The 17,630-nt window shown below is 54.8% G+C and carries 19 protein-coding genes; 7 read left to right on the top strand and 12 right to left on the bottom strand.

The window, feature by feature from the left end; genetic code table 11:
- Nucleotides 1-222: 222 nt before the first annotated feature.
- The 5 genes from artP (at nt 223) to artJ (ACMGG1_RS16005) (ending at nt 4,052) form a co-directional block, all read left to right on the top strand.
- Nucleotides 223-951: an arginine ABC transporter ATP-binding protein ArtP gene (gene artP, locus ACMGG1_RS15985; RefSeq protein ID WP_020826088.1), complete on the top strand. Its 729-nt coding sequence runs from the start codon at nt 223-225 to the stop codon at nt 949-951.
- A 33-nt stretch (nt 952-984) separates the two neighbouring features.
- Nucleotides 985-1,716, top strand: a complete 732-nt coding sequence (gene artJ, locus ACMGG1_RS15990; RefSeq protein ID WP_020826087.1) for an arginine ABC transporter substrate-binding protein — start codon at nt 985-987, stop codon at nt 1,714-1,716.
- A gap of 9 nt (nt 1,717-1,725) precedes the next feature.
- Entirely contained in the window at nt 1,726-2,442 is a 717-nt protein-coding gene (artQ, locus tag ACMGG1_RS15995; protein ID WP_041414381.1) for an arginine ABC transporter permease ArtQ, read from the top strand.
- Nucleotides 2,442-3,110 (top strand): arginine ABC transporter permease ArtM, encoded by a 669-nt coding sequence (artM, locus tag ACMGG1_RS16000; protein ID WP_129940212.1) that lies wholly within the window; start codon nt 2,442-2,444, stop codon nt 3,108-3,110. The genes artQ and artM overlap by 1 nt, the downstream gene beginning before the upstream one ends.
- Before the next feature lie 207 nt (nt 3,111-3,317).
- Complete coding sequence (gene artJ / locus ACMGG1_RS16005) at nt 3,318-4,052, top strand: arginine ABC transporter substrate-binding protein (protein ID WP_116690833.1); 735 nt, start codon at nt 3,318-3,320, stop codon at nt 4,050-4,052.
- A gap of 63 nt (nt 4,053-4,115) precedes the next feature.
- Here artJ (ACMGG1_RS16005) and rlmC read toward each other — a convergent pair whose 3' ends face one another.
- The 9 genes from rlmC to ACMGG1_RS16050 all read right to left on the bottom strand — a co-directional run bounded on the left by rlmC (nt 4,116) and on the right by ACMGG1_RS16050 (nt 12,544).
- The gene (gene rlmC, locus ACMGG1_RS16010; RefSeq protein WP_413510696.1) at nt 4,116-5,243 is read right to left on the bottom strand and encodes a 23S rRNA (uracil(747)-C(5))-methyltransferase RlmC; all 1,128 of its coding nucleotides are present in this window, start codon (nt 5,241-5,243) and stop codon (nt 4,116-4,118) included.
- Between the two features lie 68 nt (nt 5,244-5,311).
- On the bottom strand, nt 5,312-5,791 hold the full coding sequence (locus tag ACMGG1_RS16015) for a YbjO family protein (RefSeq protein ID WP_116691166.1): 480 nt from the start codon (nt 5,789-5,791) through the stop codon (nt 5,312-5,314).
- Between the two features lie 225 nt (nt 5,792-6,016).
- Nucleotides 6,017-6,862: a putrescine ABC transporter permease PotI gene (gene potI / locus ACMGG1_RS16020; protein WP_020826081.1), complete on the bottom strand. Its 846-nt coding sequence runs from the start codon at nt 6,860-6,862 to the stop codon at nt 6,017-6,019.
- The gene (potH, locus tag ACMGG1_RS16025) at nt 6,859-7,824 is read right to left on the bottom strand and encodes a putrescine ABC transporter permease PotH (protein ID WP_020826080.1); all 966 of its coding nucleotides are present in this window, start codon (nt 7,822-7,824) and stop codon (nt 6,859-6,861) included. Before potH ends, potI begins: the two co-directional genes overlap by 4 nt.
- 25 nt (nt 7,825-7,849) lie before the next feature.
- A complete protein-coding gene (gene potG / locus ACMGG1_RS16030; protein WP_020826079.1) occupies nt 7,850-8,983 on the bottom strand; it encodes a putrescine ABC transporter ATP-binding subunit PotG in 1,134 nt (377 codons plus the stop codon).
- A gap of 137 nt (nt 8,984-9,120) precedes the next feature.
- Nucleotides 9,121-10,230 carry a spermidine/putrescine ABC transporter substrate-binding protein PotF gene (gene potF / locus ACMGG1_RS16035; protein WP_020826078.1) on the bottom strand — a complete coding sequence of 370 codons (1,110 nt, stop codon included), beginning with the start codon at nt 10,228-10,230 and terminating at the stop codon, nt 9,121-9,123.
- Between the two features lie 408 nt (nt 10,231-10,638).
- The gene (locus ACMGG1_RS16040; protein ID WP_020826077.1) at nt 10,639-11,118 is read right to left on the bottom strand and encodes a YbjN domain-containing protein; all 480 of its coding nucleotides are present in this window, start codon (nt 11,116-11,118) and stop codon (nt 10,639-10,641) included.
- Between the two features lie 161 nt (nt 11,119-11,279).
- Nucleotides 11,280-12,182, bottom strand: coding sequence for a 30S ribosomal protein S6--L-glutamate ligase (gene rimK / locus ACMGG1_RS16045; protein ID WP_046374023.1), 903 nt, complete (start codon nt 12,180-12,182; stop codon nt 11,280-11,282).
- 56 nt (nt 12,183-12,238) lie between these two features.
- A complete protein-coding gene (locus ACMGG1_RS16050) occupies nt 12,239-12,544 on the bottom strand; it encodes a YbjC family protein (RefSeq protein WP_044549449.1) in 306 nt (101 codons plus the stop codon).
- A 242-nt stretch (nt 12,545-12,786) separates the two neighbouring features.
- Here ACMGG1_RS16050 and ACMGG1_RS16055 point away from each other — a divergent pair, with 242 nt between their 5' ends.
- The gene (locus tag ACMGG1_RS16055; RefSeq protein WP_012006074.1) at nt 12,787-13,050 is read left to right on the top strand and encodes a GrxA family glutaredoxin; all 264 of its coding nucleotides are present in this window, start codon (nt 12,787-12,789) and stop codon (nt 13,048-13,050) included.
- 43 nt (nt 13,051-13,093) lie between these two features.
- Here the strand turns inward: ACMGG1_RS16055 and ACMGG1_RS16060 are convergent, their stop codons facing one another.
- Nucleotides 13,094-13,483, bottom strand: a complete 390-nt coding sequence (locus tag ACMGG1_RS16060; RefSeq protein ID WP_048761796.1) for an inner membrane protein YbjM — start codon at nt 13,481-13,483, stop codon at nt 13,094-13,096.
- Nucleotides 13,484-13,910: 427 nt separating this feature from the next.
- Here ACMGG1_RS16060 and ACMGG1_RS16065 point away from each other — a divergent pair, with 427 nt between their 5' ends.
- Nucleotides 13,911-15,599, top strand: a complete 1,689-nt coding sequence (locus ACMGG1_RS16065) for an aspartate:alanine antiporter (protein ID WP_041414378.1) — start codon at nt 13,911-13,913, stop codon at nt 15,597-15,599.
- A 284-nt stretch (nt 15,600-15,883) separates the two neighbouring features.
- Here ACMGG1_RS16065 and ACMGG1_RS16070 read toward each other — a convergent pair whose 3' ends face one another.
- Both ACMGG1_RS16070 and eco read right to left on the bottom strand, forming a co-directional pair.
- Nucleotides 15,884-16,852 (bottom strand): threonine/serine dehydratase, encoded by a 969-nt coding sequence (locus ACMGG1_RS16070; protein WP_197820445.1) that lies wholly within the window; start codon nt 16,850-16,852, stop codon nt 15,884-15,886.
- Between the two features lie 204 nt (nt 16,853-17,056).
- The gene (gene eco, locus ACMGG1_RS16075; protein ID WP_046374026.1) at nt 17,057-17,569 is read right to left on the bottom strand and encodes a serine protease inhibitor ecotin; all 513 of its coding nucleotides are present in this window, start codon (nt 17,567-17,569) and stop codon (nt 17,057-17,059) included.
- Between the last annotated feature and the right edge of the window lie 61 nt (nt 17,570-17,630).

Raw genomic sequence — 17,630 nt, forward strand, 5'->3', positions numbered from 1 at the left:
AAAAAATGCCTTGATTCCGCTCAACATTCGTTCACTTTGAGAATTTTCGCTACATACCTCACAGCGTGCACGACAAATCCCCCCTTCGAACCTGACTCGCGGTATCTTGTGCTATTCTTTTACTATCCTGCCGCGCAGTAATAAATTTTAACGCACAAAGATTGCATAAGTATTCTGTGGAAGTTAACATTCGCGGCATCAATATCTATTCAATTCTGGCGCATGAGCATTCAACTTAACGGTATCAACTGCTATTACGGCGCACATCAGGCGCTGTTTGACATCACGCTGGATTGCCCAGCAGGGGAAACTTTAGTGCTGCTGGGTCCAAGCGGCGCGGGGAAAAGTTCATTGCTGCGGGTGTTGAACCTGCTGGAAATGCCGCGCTCGGGTCAGTTGCAGATCGCCGGCAATCAATTCGACTTCAAGCAGGCCCCCGGCGAGAAAGCCATTCGTGAGCTGCGTCAGAACGTCGGCATGGTATTCCAACAATATAATCTCTGGCCTCACCTTACCGTGGTGCAAAACCTGATCGAAGCGCCGTGTCGCGTGCTTGGCCTGACCAAGGCTCAGGCGATGGAGCGTGCCGACAAGTTGCTGAAGCGTTTGCGCCTGACCGATTTTGCCGACCGTTTCCCGCTGCACCTTTCCGGCGGCCAGCAGCAACGCGTGGCCATTGCCCGTGCGCTGATGATGGAGCCGCAGGTGCTGCTGTTCGACGAACCGACCGCCGCGCTGGATCCTGAAATCACCGCCCAAATCGTCAGCATCATTCGCGAGCTGGCCGGCACCGGGATCACCCAGGTGATCGTCACCCACGAAGTGGAAGTGGCGCGCAAAACCGCCAGCCGCGTGGTCTACATGGAAAACGGCCACGTAGTGGAACAAGGCGATGCCAGCCACTTTGCGCAGCCGCAGACCACCGAGTTTGCCAATTACTTATCACACTAACAATTTTACTTGCTGTAATTTGGGGAGTTTGCGATGAAAAAACTAATAATCGCCGCCGTTCTGGCTGGCATCAGCGTTTCCGCCTCTGCAGCCGAAACGATCCGTTTCGCTACCGAAGCTTCTTATCCTCCGTTTGAATTTATTGACGCCGGCAACAAGATCCAGGGGTTTGACGTCGATCTGGCCAATGCCCTGTGTAAAGAGATGCAGGCCGAGTGCAGCTTCACCAATCAGGCTTTTGACAGCCTGATCCCAAGCCTGAAGTTCAAGCGTTTTGACGCGGTCATGGCCGGTATGGACATCACGCCTGAACGTGAAAAACAGGTGCTGTTTACCAAACCGTATTACGACAACTCCGCGCTGTTTGTCGCCCAGAAGGGCAAAGTTGCCGACGTAGCGGCGCTGAAAGGCAAAAAAGTGGGCGTGCAGAACGGTACGACACACCAGAAATACCTGACCGATAAGCACCCTGAAATCACCACCGTGCCTTACGACAGCTATCAGAACGCCATTTTGGATCTGAAGAATGGTCGCGTTGACGCGGTATTTGGTGACACCGCAGTGGTCAACGAATGGCTGAAACAGAATGCCGCTCTGGCCGCGGTAGGCGATAAGGTGACCGACAAAGACTACTTCGGTACCGGGCTGGGCATTGCCGTTCGCCAGAAAAATACCGATCTGCAGGGCAAGTTCAATGCCGCCCTCGACAAGATCAAACAGGATGGGACTTACGAAACCATCTACAAAAAATGGTTCCAGCAGTAATCTATCCCCATGAATGAAATTCAACCTCTAGCAAGCGCCGCCGGGATGACCGTCGGCCTTGCCGTTTGTGCCCTTATCCTCGGGTTGATCCTGGCGATGCTGTTTGCCGTCTGGGAGTCATCGCGCTGGAAAGTGGTCAGCTGGCTAGGCACCGCCTGGGTTACGCTGTTGCGCGGCCTGCCGGAAATTCTGGTGGTGCTGTTCATCTATTTCGGCTCATCGCAGCTGCTGTTGATGCTGTCCGACGGCTTCACCCTGAACTTTGGCCTGTTCCAGCTGCCCGTCCAGCTGGCGATTGATAATTTTGAAGTCAGCCCGTTCCTGTGTGGCGTAATTGCCCTCGCCCTGCTCTATTCCGCCTATGCGTCACAAACATTGCGCGGGGCGCTCAAAGCGGTGCCACAGGGGCAATGGGAATCCGGCCAGGCACTGGGGATGAGTACCGCAGCGATTTTCTTTCGCCTGATCATGCCGCAGATGTGGCGCCACGCCCTGCCAGGGCTGGGCAACCAGTGGCTGGTTTTACTGAAGGATACCGCGCTGGTGTCGCTGATCAGCGTTAACGATCTGATGCTGCAGACCAAGAGCATCGCCACTCGCACCCAGGAGCCTTTTACCTGGTATGTGATCGCGGCGGCCATCTATTTGGTGGTGACCCTGTTCAGCCAGTACATCATCAAACGCATTGAACTGCGCACCACGCGTTTTGAGCGGGGGCCAGCCTGATGTTTGAGTTCTTGCCGGAAATTATCAAAGGGCTGCACACCAGTCTGACGCTGACCGTTACCGCGCTGATCGTGGCACTGCTGCTGTCATTGGTGCTGACGGTGATCCTGACGCTGAAAACGCCGATCCTGACGCCGCTGGTGAAAATCTATATCACCCTGTTCACCGGTACGCCGCTGCTGGTGCAGATCTTCCTGATCTACTACGGCCCCGGCCAGTTCCCGGCGATCCGCGAATATCCGTGGTTGTGGGATCTGCTGTCGCAGCCGTGGCTGTGTGCGATGATCGCATTGGCGTTGAACAGCGCGGCCTACACTACCCAGCTGTTTTACGGTGCGGTGCGGGCGATCCCCGCCGGTCAGTGGCAATCTTGCGAAGCGCTTGGCATGTCGCGTGCCCAGTCGTTGCGTATCCTGCTGCCCTTTGCCTTCAAGCGTGCGCTGTCGTCTTACTCCAACGAAGTGGTGTTGGTGTTCAAGAGCACCTCGCTGGCCTACACCATTACCCTGATGGAAGTGATGGGATACAGCCAGCTGATGTATGGCCGTACCTATGACGTGATGGTGTTTGGTGCTGCCGGGTTGGTCTATCTGTGCGTCAACGGCCTGCTGACGTTGTTGATGCGCATGGTCGAGCGTCGGGCGCTGGCATTCGAGCGCCGCAACTGAGCCCGCTCCCTCAGGTCTCGGAGCCCTGCCATCGTGCAGGGCTTTTTTATTTTCGTTGTAATTCTTTAATCATTTATATTGCATATTAATGCATTAAATGTCAGGGTAAACGTCGATAAACAGCCGCCAAAACCTTTGGGTTATTGTCAGTAAAATCAAGCGGTGAAGAGATAAAAACACGCAGACTTGCAGACAGGAGCTTTACGCATGAAAAAACTATTACTTGCCGCTACGGTATTGGCGGGCATCGCCTTCAACGCCAGTGCAGCTGAGACCATTCGCTTCGCCTCTTCCGCCACCTATCCCCCCTTCGAATCGCTGGATGCCAGCAACAAGATTGTCGGGTTTGATATCGATCTGGCTACCGCGCTGTGCAAGCAAATGAAAGCCGAATGCACCTTTACCAACCAGGCGTTCGACAGCCTGATCGCCGCCCTGAAATTCAAAAAATACGACGCGGTGATTTCCGGTATGGACATCACGCCAGAGCGCAGCAAGCAGGTTTCCTTTACCCAACCTTACTACGCCAACTCGGCAATCGTCATTGCGCAGAAAGGCAAATTCAGCTCGCTGGCGGATCTGAAAGGCAAAAAGATTGGCATGGAGAACGGCACCACCCATCAAAAATACATGCAGGATAAGCACCCGGAGATTAATACCGTTTCATACGACAGCTACCAGAACGCCATTCTCGAACTGAAAAATGGCCGTATTGACGGCGTGTTCGGTGATACCGCGGTGGTCAACGAGTGGCTGAAGAATAGCCCGCAATTGGCGCCGGTCGGCGAGCACGTTACCGATGCTCAATACTTCGGCACCGGCCTGGGTATTGCTGTGCGTCCGGACAACCAGGCGCTGCTGGCCAAGCTGAATGCCGCTCTGGACGCCATCAAGGCCGACGGCACCTACAAAGCCATCAACGACAAGTGGTTCCCGCAGTAAGTCTCTTCAGGGCGTGGTATGCACGCCCTATTTCAAACTGTATGCTTATTGCCCAAAACGCCTTTAGTGGCGTACCAGCAGAGTCAGCACTTCGTAGTGGGCGGTATGAGGGAACATATCGAACAGTTGCACGCGTTCAATGCGGTAATCCGGCAACATCCCAATGTCTTTCGCCATCGTCTCGGCGTTACAACTCGAATAGAGAATATAGCCGGGCGCCATCTGATTCAGATAGTCGCACAAATCCTTGCCGATGCCGCGCCGTGGCGGATTGACCAGCACTAATTGGGGGACGCTACCCTCAGCGGTGGCAAATTTCGTGGAATCGAGCGCCTGGAAGTTAACCTGTTGCAGACCGAGCGTTTTCGCTGACTGACGCGCACAGGCAATCGCCTCGGCGCTGATCTCAATACCGGTCAGGCGGGTATCCGTCTGCGCACAGTGCAGGCCAAATCCTCCCACACCGCAGAACAGGTCCCACATGCTTTCGATGCCCAATGCACGAACCCAGTCACGAGCGGTAGCGTACAGTTCGGCCGCCACCTTTGGGTTGGTCTGGAAAAAACTTTGTGGGCGGATATACAACGGTACCTGATTAAATTGCTCTTCCAGCGCCTGCTGTTCGGTCAGTGGGATCTCCAGCTCTCCTTCCATAATTGCCATATGCACCGGCTGAATATTGGCGGAGATCACCCTGAGTTGTGGCAATTGCTGCTGTAACCACGGCAACGCCGCCCGCAGCTGTGCCAATTTACTCTCCGAGCGCAGTACAAAGCGCAGCATCACGCCGCCGCTGTGGGTGCTTTCGGTCAACAGCAGGTACTTCAGTTCCCCGCGCTTACGCGCCACGTTATAGGGCGTCAAACCGGCGCGGGCGATAAAACTTTTCAACACCGCGAACATGGGCGCAAAACTGGCGGGATACAGTGGACAGCCACTCAGATCAACCGGCGTGCCATCGCGGTGCAGCATGCCGAGCAACGGGCGCTCTACGCTGCCGCTGACCACCATTTTGGCCTTATTGCGAAATGCGCTCTGCTCGCCGGCAATCGGCGCCAGCCAATGCGCGACGTCGCGTTCGGCTAGCAGGGATTGCAGGTGATGCTGTTTGTCTGCCAGCTGCTGCGGGTAAGGCTTTTCCAGCCACTGACAAGAACGGCAGGTGCCCGCCGTATACAAAGCGCAATGCATTAAGTTGACTCTGAGTTCGGGGTGAATAATTAAGGGCGCAGAGTTTATCACTCTACGCCCTTAAAATCTCAATTGCGCGCGGCGAAATAGCGGCGGCTAGTGGCAGGAACGAACAATAAGGCCAGGATGACGACATCGGGGATTTTCTGCAGGATCAACACGTGCAGAATTTGGCCGCTGGTCTCGCCCTCCACGGTAAAGACTTCGGGCAAAAAGCTGCCGATGGTCGCCAACAGCAAATAACCGACCACCGCACACTGACAGGCAACATAGACCCAACGCCCCCAATTGCGACCGCGCATTACCGCAAAACCGCAGCTGATTTGCAGGCACAGCAGCACTAGACCAGCCAAAAATATCAGGGTGGAATCCCAGGCTTGGGCGCTGGTGCTGACAAACTCCTGAGCGCCATCGACGCCCAGTTCACCCAACAGCAACAGCACGCTGATGCATTTGATAGCCACCATCGCCGTACCGGCCACCATCACCGGTACTGGCGCATCTGAAGTCGTTCTCATTCCCTGCCTGCTGTTCAGCATGTCTGCCATGTCCATGTTCCGCAACGAAAACGCCGTCTATACCCTCATCTTTCAAGTTGCAGCGTGGTTACCAGCGCTCACACCCCAGTTACTTACTTAAGTAAGCGCCTGGGGTGAGCGAGCTGGCCGCCTGGCTGTAACTCTAAAGCTGTAGGGTATATTCAAACGAGATATATAAAGTCAGGTAATCAATTGCAATACCAATAATTGCAAAAATAGCAGGTTTAATCAGACTCAGCTACGGGCGGCCTTTTGTAATTCGCGCGATCGCTGTTTTTCCGAGCGAGCCATAAACCACCAGGCGATCAGACCGATAATTCCCACCACCAGCAGGATCAAACTGGCCAGGGCGTTGATTTCCGGATTAACCCCCATACGCACGCTGGAGAACACCAGCATCGGCAAGGTGGTCGCGCCCGGCCCGGCGACGAAGCTGGCAATCACCAGGTCATCCAGCGACAGTGTGAATGCCAGCATCCAGCCGGCAACCAGCGCCGGAGCAATCATTGGCAGCGTGATCACGAAAAACACCTTCAACGGCGTCGCGCCCAAATCCATCGCGGCCTCTTCGATCGAGCGATCCAATTCACGCAGGCGCGAACTGATCACCACTGAAACGTAGGCGGTACAGAAGGTGACGTGCGCCAGCCAGATGGTGAACATGCCGCGTTCCGACGGCCAACCCAACGTATGCCCCATCGCCACAAACAGCAGCAGCAGCGACAGACCGGTAATCACATCCGGCATAACCAGCGGTGCGGTTAACATAAAGGCAAAGCCGGTTGAACCACGAAAACGGCCAAAACGCACCATCACCACCGCAGCAATCGCACCAAGCACTACGGCGGCGGTCGCAGAAGCGGCAGCAATGGTCAGGCTGAGCCCGACGGCGCTGATCATCGCCGAGTCGTGGAATAACGCGGTATACCAACGCGTCGACCAGCCCGCCCACACCGTCACCAGTTTTGAACTGTTGAACGAGTAAATCACCAGCATCAGCATCGGCGCATACAGGAAAGTGAAACCAAGCACCAAAATAGCGATACGCCACGGTGAGCGCACTACCGGCAAGTTGTTCATCCCTGCCCCCCCATTTCCTTGTTCTGGTGCTTGTGGAACCAGATAATCGGCAAAATCAACAGCAGCAGCATCACGGTGGCAACCGCTGAAGCTACCGGCCAATCGCGGTTATTAAAGAATTCCTGCCACAGTACCCGGCCAATCATAATACTGTCAGGCCCGCCCAGCAGTTCCGGGATCACGAACTCGCCGACCGCCGGAATAAACACCAGCATCGAACCGGCAATGATACCGCCGCGGGTCAGCGGCACAATCACGCTGAAGAAGGTTTTCAGCGGTTTGGCGCCCAGATCCAGCGAGGCCTCCACCAGCGAATAATCCAGCCGCGTCAAGGCGGTATAAATCGGCAGCACCATAAACGGCAGGTAGGAGTAAACCACGCCGATATAGACCGCCAGATTGGTATGCAGGATCACCAGCGGCTGATCGATAACCCCAAGCCACAGCAAGAAATTGTTAAGGATACCGTTGTTTTTCAATATGCCCATCCAGGCATAAACGCGGATCAAAAATGAGGTCCACGACGGCAGGATCACCAACAGCAGCAAAATATTGCGGGTTGATGCTTTGCTGTGCGCCACTGCCCAGGCCAACGGATAACCAATGATCAGGCAACATACCGTTGACACCGCCGCCACCTGCAGCGACTGCAGATAGGCGTCCAGATACAGCGGATCGTCGGTCAGTTGCAGGTAATTGGCGAAGTTGAGCGCGATGTCCAACTTGCCGTCAGCCCAACTCATCAGGTCAGTGTAGGGCGGGACCGCCAGCGCCAGCTCCGCCAGGCTGATCTTGAACACAATCAGGAACGGTAGCAGGAACAGCAACGTCAGCCACAGCAGCGGCACCGCAATCACCAGTTTGCGACCGTGGGCCATTTGCAGGCGCTGGAAAAAGGCTTTCAGCGGGCCGGGCCCGTTGGCCGGCGGCTCCGGCGGTGTGCGTTCAGCAAGCATTGTCATAATGATTATTCCTCACCTTCGCCATTCACACCGTTAACACGACACAGCTGTCGGCTTCCCAACACAGCCGCACTTCGTCGCCCCAGGTCGGCATCCCTTTGCGGAAACGGTGACCGTTTTGCAATTGTGCGCTGAGCATCTGGCCGCTGAGCAGCTTCACATGGTAGATCGACAAATCGCCAAGGTAGGCAATGTGCACCACCTCCCCCACGGCAAAGTTGCAGCCATCTTCCGGGATCTCTTCGCACAGCATGATTTTTTCCGGTCGCAACGCAACCTGGATCGGCACCCCGTCCACCACCGAGGCGTCGGAGTCTACCTTGATTGCATGACGCAAACCGGGGCTTTGCAGGATCAGGGCATCGTCCTGACGCTCTTGCAGCACGCAGTCAAATACGTTCACCGAACCGATAAACTCGGCGCTGAAACGGCTGTTCGGGTGTTCGTAGATCTCTTCCGGCTCGCCGATCTGCACAAACTTGCCGCGATTCATGATGGCGATACGGCCTGCCATGGTCATCGCCTCTTCCTGATCGTGGGTGACCATCACGCAGGTCACGCCGACGCGCTCAAGAATGTCCGTCACTTCCAGTTGCATACGGTCACGCAGTTTTTTATCCAGCGCACCCATTGGTTCATCCAGCAGCAGCAGCTTTGGCCGCTTGGCAAGGCTGCGCGCCAGCGCCACACGCTGGCGTTGACCGCCGGAAAGCTGGTGCGGCTTGCGTTTGGCAAACTCCTGCATATGGACCAGCGACAGCATTTCCGCGACCCGCTCGGTGATTTCCCCACGCGGCATCTTGTCCTGTTTCAGGCCGAAAGCGATGTTTTGCTCCACCGTCATGTGCGGGAACAGGGCGTAGGACTGGAACATCATGTTAATCGGCCGCTGGTATGGCGGCACGTGCGACATGTCTTGCCCATCGAGTACGATTTGCCCTTCCGTCGGCTGTTCAAAACCGGCCAGCATGCGCAACAGCGTCGACTTGCCGCAGCCGGAGGGGCCCAGCAGGGCAAATATTTCGCCTTTGTAGATGGTCAGGCTAACGTCTTCGACCGCATTTTGGCCGTCAAAGGTTTTGGTGAGGTTACGGATTTCCAGCAGAGGGGTGAAGACCTTCTGCGACTTGGCTTGAGGACGAGGGATAGCGTCGTTCAATCGGGGTGCTCTCCGGTGCAAACAGTACAAAAAACCACGGCGATTGCCATGGCCCAAAATGGCAATGCAGGCGGGTAGCCCCGCCTGCTGGTCAAGACAACACTGAAAGCCGGGCCCGGCATTTTGGGCCCTGAGTACTAGCGTCCGCTTTTAACTTTAGTCCAGGCGCGGGTAATCACACGATCCAACTTCGGCGACTGCACGTTCAGCGTGAACAGCTTGGCACGCAGATCGGCCGGTGGGTAGACGTTCGGATTATCACGCACTTCCGCTTTCACCAGCGGAGTGGAGTCCTTCACCGCGTTGGCGTAATAGACGTAGTTGCTGATGCCGGCCATCACATCAGGCTTCATCAGGAAGTTCAGGAACTGGTAGGCGGCGTCCTTGTTTTTGGCATCTGCCGGCATGGCAAACATGTCAAAATAGGTCAGCGCCCCTTCTTTAGGAATGGCGTAGGCCACGTTCACGCCGTTCTTCGCCTCTTTGGCGCGGTTGGCCGCCTGCATCACATCACCGGACCAGCCTATCGCTACGCAGATATCGCCGTTCGCCAGGTCATTGATGTATTGGGAAGAGTGGAAGTAACGGATGTTCGGCCGCAGCTTAAGCAGCAGATCGTTGGCCGCACCGGTGTAATCCGCTGCGTTGGTGCTGTTGGGATCCTTGCCCAGGTAGTGCAGCACGGTAGCGTAAACCTCGCTCGGCGCATCCAGGAAGGAAACACCACAGCTTTTAAGCTTCTCGAGGTTCTCTGGCTTGAGGATCAGATCCCAGCTGTCGACCGGCGCGTCTTTGCCCAGCACCGCCTTCACCTTGTCGACGTTATAGCCGATGCCGGTGGTCACCATCAGGTAAGGGATACCGTACTTGTTGTCCTTGTCATTATGTGCCACCAACTGCAGCATTTCGGGATCAAGATTTTTGTAGTTCGGCATCTTGCTCTTGTCGAGGGGCTCGAAAATACCGGCCTTCGACTGGCGCTCAAGGAAGTTGGATGAAGGCACTACCAGATCATAACCGGTGCTGCCCGCCATCAGTTTGCCTTCCAACACTTCATTGGAGTCAAAGACGTCGTACACCACTTTAATGCCGGTTTCTTTCTGGAATTTGGCTAAGGTGTCCGGCGCAATATAGTCGGACCAGTTATAGACGTGCAGCGTTTTTTCCTCGGCTGACGCCGTGACGGACGCGGCCATCAGCAGGCCGGCAACAACACCCGATAACCACTTTTTACGTTGGGTGACCATCCGTAACTTCCTCCAAAACAGGGGTGAATCATAGAATTGAACTTGTATCGCAAACTGATACAAAACCTTTCCTGATCGAGCGCAATCATTGCAACCGCGGATTGAATAGCTATGCAGTTGATTGCAGACACCTTTTTCAACTGCCCAGCCCGCATGGTCACCTGGGGAATCGCAAGCCCTTAGCAGAATCAGCAGCATAACCGCTGTTGCCAAAACGCACCAGCCTCCGGGGGCAAAAACGGCTTTTATCGATTTTTTATGCAGTTTCTCTCTATGTGATACGCCATTAATGGCATAAACGGCGAGAAATATCGGGCAAAATAGGGTAAAACGCAGAATATATTATCGTGGAAGGGAATAACGGCAGCATGCCGCCAGAAGGGCGACATGCATAATCTACAGCGGGGATCAGTGCAACATTGGCAGGCGTTCGGCGCTAGCCGGGTTCTCTTCTTCGTCACCCATAAACAGCAGATCGTTCGCCCGCGCCTCGAGGATCACCATGGAGATCTGCTCTTCGCCCTGCTGCATAAAGTGTGTGAACTGTTCCAGCGTGACGCCCACGGCGATACTTAGTGACTGACAGACGATCAGCTTCGGCAGGTTATCATCCTGGATATCGACAAAGGCTTTGATGGTCAGCGAACTGGCGTTGATCTGGCTGAGATCGGCCACCAGAGGGATCAGCGCGGTCGGCTTCACCTCGGCCAGGGCGGAAAACAGAATAACGTTGTCCACCAGATCGAGTTTGGCGTCAAATACGCCGTCGAAGTTTTGCATGTGCGGCAGGTGCAGCGCCTGACAGGAATCGCACTCAAAGAATGAAATGCCCGATTGATCCAGCCAGCGTCGCAACAACGCCAAATCAGGGACAATGAGTGAATCCATAATACCAGCCTCACAATATTCAAAACGCGAAAAGGCGCATAGCTTACGGAATATTCCCCCGCGATGCCACGATCAATGCGGCTTAATTCGCTATTTGGGCAAATATCGCCGGGAAAAAACCGCAAAGCTGGCGATTGCAAAGCCGATTTTGGTCGGCGACATCAGCCGCCCGACTTGAGACGAAATCCCGCTCTGGCGCGCGGCTCGATATACTCGATCATCATGCCGGCAATATCCAATCCCGTGGTGGTTTCCACCCCTTCAAGCCCCGGTGAGGCGTTCACTTCCATCACCAGTGGGCCGCGAGTCGCTCGCAAAATATCTACCCCGGCGACGTCCAGTCCCAGCGTGGTGGCCGCCTTAACCGCAACAGCTCGCTCTTTGGCGGTGATGCTCACTTTGCGGGCAGTACCGCCACGGTGCAAATTGGACCGGAACTCCCCGGGCTTGGCCTGACGCTCAATCGCGGCCACTACCTTGCCGCCGACCACCAGACAACGCACGTCACTGCCCTGTGCCTCGCGAATATATTCCTGCACCAGGATATGGGCGTTAAGGCCGCGAAAGGCGTCAATCACGCTTTCCGCCGCCTGGCGGGTTTCCGCCAGCACCACGCCGATACCCTGCGTCCCCTCCACCAGTTTCACCACCAGTGGCGCTCCGCCGACCAGCTCAATCAAATCACCGGTATCGTCCGGCGAATGGGCGAAACCGGTGATTGGCAGATCGATCCCCTGGCGTGCCAGCAACTGCAGCGAACGCAGTTTGTCACGTGCACGGGTGATCGCCACCGACTCATTCAGCGGGTAACTGCCCAGTAGCTCAAACTGGCGCAGTACGGCGGTACCATAAAAGGTGATGGCGGAGCCGATGCGCGGGATCACCGCATCGTAGCGTTCCAACTGACGGCCGCGATAATGAATGGTCGGCGCGGCCGGGTTAATGTTCATATAACAAGAAAGCGGATCGATAATATCCACGCTGTGGCCGCGCTGCTCTGCCGCCTCCACCAAACGCTTGCATGAGTACAGCGTTCCATCGCGCGAAAGAATGGCAATTTTCACTCGTCACCCCAAAAAGGCAATCACCTGCCAGGCAGGCCTGCACCGACGGCCATCACTCAGCCGCGCGGCTCACTGTCGTTTTTATCGACCGGCGAATGAGGCTTATGCCGATCGTTCTGCGGCGGCTGACCGCCGCGCATTAGCGGGCCGAATCCTTGCACCACGCGCCAAACCAAAAAAGCCGCCGCCGGGACCATCAGCGCCACGCCGAGGAAAATCATGCCCACCGCTGCCTGCTGGGAAGCCAACCAGCCCGGCAATTGAACGTGACCGTGAATGCTCAGATAAGCCAGCACTAATGACAGCATGCCCAGGCCTTCCAAAACCAACACCGTACGGGGTAAGTCACCGAATGAACGCATATTTTTCTTCTCCAGAAGCTCTGCCTCCAGTGTAGTGAATTCCCCCCGATGGCGACAGCCCCGGCGGCTTAATCGGTTAGATGAATCAGATTAACAGGTAATTCCTGCTTTTTTTTCGCTGACCCAACGGGCATAGTAGGCGCCATCAATGCGGGTAATGCTCAACCTTAAGTCTTTTTTGACTGACAGAATGTCATTGCAGTTGCGATTAAATTATTGAATATCAATCTAAGGAGTGTTGCATGTTTGCAGTTATCTTCGGGCGCCCTGGCTGTCCTTATTGTGTCCGTGCGAAAGAGTTGGCGGAAAAACTGACTGAAGAACGTGACGATTTCAACTTCCGTTATGTTGATATCCACGCTGAAGGCATCACCAAAGCCGATCTGGAAAAAACCGTTGGCAAACCGGTAGAAACCGTTCCGCAGATCTTCCTCGATGAGAAACACATCGGCGGCTGCACCGATTTCGAAGCTTATGCCAAAGAAAACCTGAACCTGTTCCAGTAAGTTTCAGGCAACAACGACAAAAAGGCGCTCAGAGCGCCTTTTTTTATTGCCGTTCACGGCGGTGACATTGCAGATAAGCCTGCAACAAGCCGCCGATAAACAGCGCCAGCAGCGCGCCAAACATGCACCAGAATACCGCGCTGGTGGCGTAAGCCAATTCCTGCCAGAACGAATAAGAGGGTGTTAACCAAAAGTGGCGGATGATCAGGCACAGCGGCAGTGCATAGAGCGCACCCAGTAACGGGCAGAGAATGCGTTTTTTACTCGACAGATAACTGGCAACCACGCCGGGTATCACGAACAGCAACAGGCCGGTCTCCCCCCGATGCTCATGATCGGTACTGCCAAAGACTCCGCTCTGCTGGCCGAGATACACCAGGCTGAACAGCAGGAAACAGCTCAAAATACCCCACCAATACCGTTCGCTCGCCATACCCTACTCCCCCTTAATCTGTTACCACACCGTAGAAATCAGCCGTGTCACAAAGCCGGTGACGCCTTGCCGTAGAACGGCAACGCTGAACTGAACTTTTTCCTTGGCTACTAAAAGAGAGCTACCCCGCTAAATTTCAGGCTGCATATCCTCGGCACCGGCGGCTATGCCGTTGGGCAGAGCACGTCTCTGACTGCAGACGACGGCGTTGCGGCTTGAAATACAACGAGTAAAAATGCGTTCGGTGGCGCAGGAACTCAGCTTTATGCTGGCTGTCATGCGCCATAGCGACTAGAATAAACGCCGCCGATCGATGGTTCGAATCGCCTTCCGCTGGTTAGTTATTTATGACGTCGATTTTTGACTGAATTTATATCTTATAGTTATCTATATCAAGCACTTACTGGTAAACAATAAGTTATCCTCCGTGAACATAAACGTCGCTAGTTTGTTAAACGGTAACTACATCCTGTTACTGTTCGTGGTACTCGCACTGGGGCTGTGCCTCGGTAAAGTCCGTCTGGGCTCCGTTCAACTCGGTAATTCCATTGGCGTTTTGGTGGTTTCGCTGCTGCTTGGCCAACAACATTTCGCCATTAACACCGAAGCGCTAAATCTCGGCTTTATGCTGTTTATTTTCTGCGTTGGCGTGGAAGCCGGGCCCAACTTTTTCTCGATATTTTTCCGCGACGGTAAAAATTACCTGATGCTGGCGCTGGTAATGGTCGGTTCCGCGATGGTGATCGCCATCGGTCTCGGCAAACTTTTCCATTGGGATATTGGCCTGACCGCCGGCATGCTCGCCGGATCCATGACCTCGACCCCAGTCCTGGTAGGCGCCGGCGATACGCTGCGCAATACCATCACCAACGGCCCGGCGCTGCTGGCGGCACAGGATCATCTGAGCCTCGGCTATGCCCTGACCTACCTGATTGGCCTGGTGAGTCTGATTTTCGGCGCACGTTACCTGCCTAAGCTGCAACACCAGGACCTTTCCACCTCCGCTCAGCAAATTGCCCGCGAACGTGGCCTGGACACGGACAGCCAACGCAAGGTTTATTTGCCGGTTATCCGCGCTTACCGCGTGGGACCGGAGCTGGTGGCCTGGGCCGATGGCAAAAACCTGCGCGAACTGGGCATCTATCGCCAGACCGGCTGCTATATCGAACGCATTCGTCGTAACGGTATTTTGGCGAACCCGGACGGTGACGCGGTGCTACAAGTAGGTGATGAAATCTCGCTGGTTGGCTACCCTGATGCCCATGCACGGCTGGATCCCAGCTTCCGCAACGGCAAAGAGGTCTTCGACCGCGATCTGCTGGACATGCGCATCGTCACCGAAGAGATTGTGGTCAAGAACAGCAATGCGGTGAACAAGCGCCTGAGCCAGCTGAAACTGACCGATCACGGCTGCTTCCTCAACCGGGTGATCCGTAGCCAGATTGAAATGCCTATCGACGACAGTATCGTGCTCAACAAAGGCGATGTACTGCAGGTCAGCGGCGACGCTCGCCGGGTGAAAAGCGTCGCGGAGAAGATTGGCTTTATCTCGATCCACAGTCAGGTCACCGACCTGTTGGCATTCTGCGCCTTCTTTATCATCGGGCTATTGATTGGCCAGATCACCATCCAGTTCAGCAACTTCTCGTTCGGCATCGGTAACGCCGCCGGCTTGCTGATGTCCGGCATCATGCTCGGCTTCCTGCGTGCCAACCACCCGACCTTTGGCTACATTCCGCAGGGCGCGTTGAATATGGTGAAAGAGTTCGGTCTGATGGTGTTTATGGCCGGTGTTGGCCTGAGCGCCGGTGCCGGTATTGGCCACAGCCTGGGTGCCGTTGGCGGCCAGATGCTGATCGCCGGACTGATCGTCAGCCTGGTGCCGGTGGTGATCTGCTTCCTGTTCGGCGCTTACGTGCTGCGCATGAACCGTGCCCTGCTGTTTGGCGCCATTATGGGGGCCCGCACCTGTGCGCCGGCGATGGAGATTATCAGCGACACCGCACGCAGCAATATCCCTGCCCTGGGCTATGCCGGTACCTATGCTATCGCTAACGTATTGTTAACCCTGGCCGGTTCGCTGATTGTAGTGTTGTGGCCGGGGATCCTCGGCTAAACGATAAGCAATGAAGATGAATCAGTGGCAAAAATATTTTGAAATTTTTATCCCCGGTGAGAACTTTCCTTGCCGGGGGTAGTCTGAATTAGTGCCACTGCTTTTCTTTGATGTCCCCATTTTGTGGAGCCCGTTAGTCCCGCCTTTTTAGGTTCAAGACTATCGGGTTTTTTGTTGCCTGAAATAAAGTGAGCCGGTGGTTCGGCCCAACAAAACCATTAAATTCATTGATGCTCAGACGTGACTTATAAGCAGGCGTCACTCATCCGAAAATTGCGATGAACTCAAAGATTGCGCGAATAACTCACCCATTTCGCCATGTCTTGATGGGATATATTCCCACCGCACACCACCATCCCGATCACCGCATTGGCGGGCAGCTTGGGCGCAATGGCCAGCACAGCGGGAATGAGCGTTCCGGAAGCCAATTCAACCCACTGCTTAGCCTCTTCGCCAAAAGCGATCATCCCTTCGATGGCAGCCTTATCTGAAACAACCACTATGTCTTCGACATAAGCTTGAGCATGCGCAAGCATCATTTCGTCAATGACGGGCACCCCCAGCGTGGAAATAATGGACGTGACCTCAATCTCGACAGGTTTCCCGGCGCCAAGCGCCTGATGCATTGAATTCGCGCCCGCAGTTTCAACACCCCAAATCCTGATCTCCGGCTTGATGGTTTTCAGCGCCGTCGCCACACCGGCCAGCATGCCACCGCCACCTACAGCAACGAAAACATCGGTTAAATCAGGACAATCGGCGATAAACTCAAGTGCCAGGGTGCCATGTCCTTCGGCTATTAGCGAATCGTTACAGTCATCGATAACTATATAACCTTCGGCTGCCAAGGCCTTCGCTCGCTCAAACGCCGCATGAACATCCGTTTCTATCATGACGCTACTGCCCAACTGACGGACCCGGTCGATAGCGGTGGAGGGTGCGCTGGGTGGCATAATAATGGTGACGTCAGCGCCAAAGATTTTCGCAGCCTCGGCGATCGCAATACCAAAATTACCGCCGCTCACCGCAACAAACCGGTTATCTTTGAGATCATCCGCCAGTTTCAAAAATTTGTTAAGCACCCCTCGAGCTTTAAAAGAGCCGCCAAGCTGGGTGTTTTCCAGCTTCAGGAAGACGGGCCGCAGGATCTTTTCAGCCAGTTTCGAACCGGGAATGGCCGGCGTGCGAATCACTTTCCCAGATAAACGCTCCGCTGCTTCAATGATGGCGTTAAATTCAATTAATTTTGTCATGTTGGCCCAGTTAGGTAGATTGCGGTGCTGTGTATCGACACCAAACTACATACTTTTACTGCCGTTTTCTATTGCTATACCCCACTGTGCGACACACAAAAAAAGCCCGTTTGGGGGGCTATGGCCAACGGCGCAATGCACTCCCCCAAACGGGCTTTTATCCGGTAATGACTTAGCCGTGCTAATGGTTAGCACGCATCGATATTATTTCTGCTCGGCCTTGTTCACCGTCTCTTCGGCTTTCCACACGCGGTATTTCACTTCCACGTCTTTCGGCACGTAGACCACAATCGGCAAGCGGCTGTTGTAACGCTGCATGGACGCGTCACCCAAATTGGCAGCGATAAATTTCTGCTGTTTGCTATTGTCTGGGCACCCCATCAAGGTGGAGGCCGGATCGGACAGTTTTTCCAACACCAGATAGTCATAGCCCCAGCCGGAAAGGGTTTTGCTTTCCAGCGTGCCGCCGATCATGTGGTGGTTGCAGTCCACTTCCAGCGTTTTGCCGATCAGCAGTTCCACCTTGAAGTTCTCTTCGTGTTCCTGTTTAGGCAGGTAAATCACCTGACGGCTCATGCCTTTTTCCGCTTTAGGGTATGGCGCGACCTTTTCCAGCGGCTGTTTGCTGATATCAGTGTCTTCGGCAGAGGTGGCAGCAATGGCGCTGGCGGAAACGGCCATCAGCAGGCCGGAAAATACGACGGATGCCTTGTTCATGTTTTATCCCTACAATGATTAAATGCTTCGCCCATAAGCTAATACACTCCTGACAAGCTCG

The organism is Serratia sp. BNK-12, from assembly GCF_047456085.1.
Taxonomy (GTDB): Bacteria; Pseudomonadota; Gammaproteobacteria; order Enterobacterales; family Enterobacteriaceae; genus Serratia; species Serratia liquefaciens.

Excerpts from the sequence above, each read along its gene's own strand:
- ACMGG1_RS16040 (WP_020826077.1), bottom strand. The coding sequence starts at position 11,118 with ATGGATTCACTCATTGTCCCTGATTTGGCGTTGTTGCGACGCTGGCTG.
- eco (WP_046374026.1), bottom strand. The coding sequence starts at position 17,569 with ATGAACAAGGCATCCGTCGTATTTTCCGGCCTGCTGATGGCCGTTTCC.
- ACMGG1_RS16070 (WP_197820445.1), bottom strand. The coding sequence starts at position 16,852 with ATGACAAAATTAATTGAATTTAACGCCATCATTGAAGCAGCGGAGCGT.
- artJ (WP_116690833.1), top strand. The coding sequence starts at position 3,318 with ATGAAAAAACTATTACTTGCCGCTACGGTATTGGCGGGCATCGCCTTC.
- artM (WP_129940212.1), top strand. The coding sequence starts at position 2,442 with ATGTTTGAGTTCTTGCCGGAAATTATCAAAGGGCTGCACACCAGTCTG.
- ACMGG1_RS16015 (WP_116691166.1), bottom strand. The coding sequence starts at position 5,791 with ATGGCAGACATGCTGAACAGCAGGCAGGGAATGAGAACGACTTCAGAT.
- artP (WP_020826088.1), top strand. The coding sequence starts at position 223 with ATGAGCATTCAACTTAACGGTATCAACTGCTATTACGGCGCACATCAG.
- artJ (WP_020826087.1), top strand. The coding sequence starts at position 985 with ATGAAAAAACTAATAATCGCCGCCGTTCTGGCTGGCATCAGCGTTTCC.
- ACMGG1_RS16055 (WP_012006074.1), top strand. The coding sequence starts at position 12,787 with ATGTTTGCAGTTATCTTCGGGCGCCCTGGCTGTCCTTATTGTGTCCGT.
- potF (WP_020826078.1), bottom strand. The coding sequence starts at position 10,230 with ATGGTCACCCAACGTAAAAAGTGGTTATCGGGTGTTGTTGCCGGCCTG.
- artQ (WP_041414381.1), top strand. The coding sequence starts at position 1,726 with ATGAATGAAATTCAACCTCTAGCAAGCGCCGCCGGGATGACCGTCGGC.
- potH (WP_020826080.1), bottom strand. The coding sequence starts at position 7,824 with ATGACAATGCTTGCTGAACGCACACCGCCGGAGCCGCCGGCCAACGGG.
- ACMGG1_RS16060 (WP_048761796.1), bottom strand. The coding sequence starts at position 13,483 with ATGGCGAGCGAACGGTATTGGTGGGGTATTTTGAGCTGTTTCCTGCTG.
- rlmC (WP_413510696.1), bottom strand. The coding sequence starts at position 5,243 with ATGCATTGCGCTTTGTATACGGCGGGCACCTGCCGTTCTTGTCAGTGG.
- ACMGG1_RS16050 (WP_044549449.1), bottom strand. The coding sequence starts at position 12,544 with ATGCGTTCATTCGGTGACTTACCCCGTACGGTGTTGGTTTTGGAAGGC.
- potI (WP_020826081.1), bottom strand. The coding sequence starts at position 6,862 with ATGAACAACTTGCCGGTAGTGCGCTCACCGTGGCGTATCGCTATTTTG.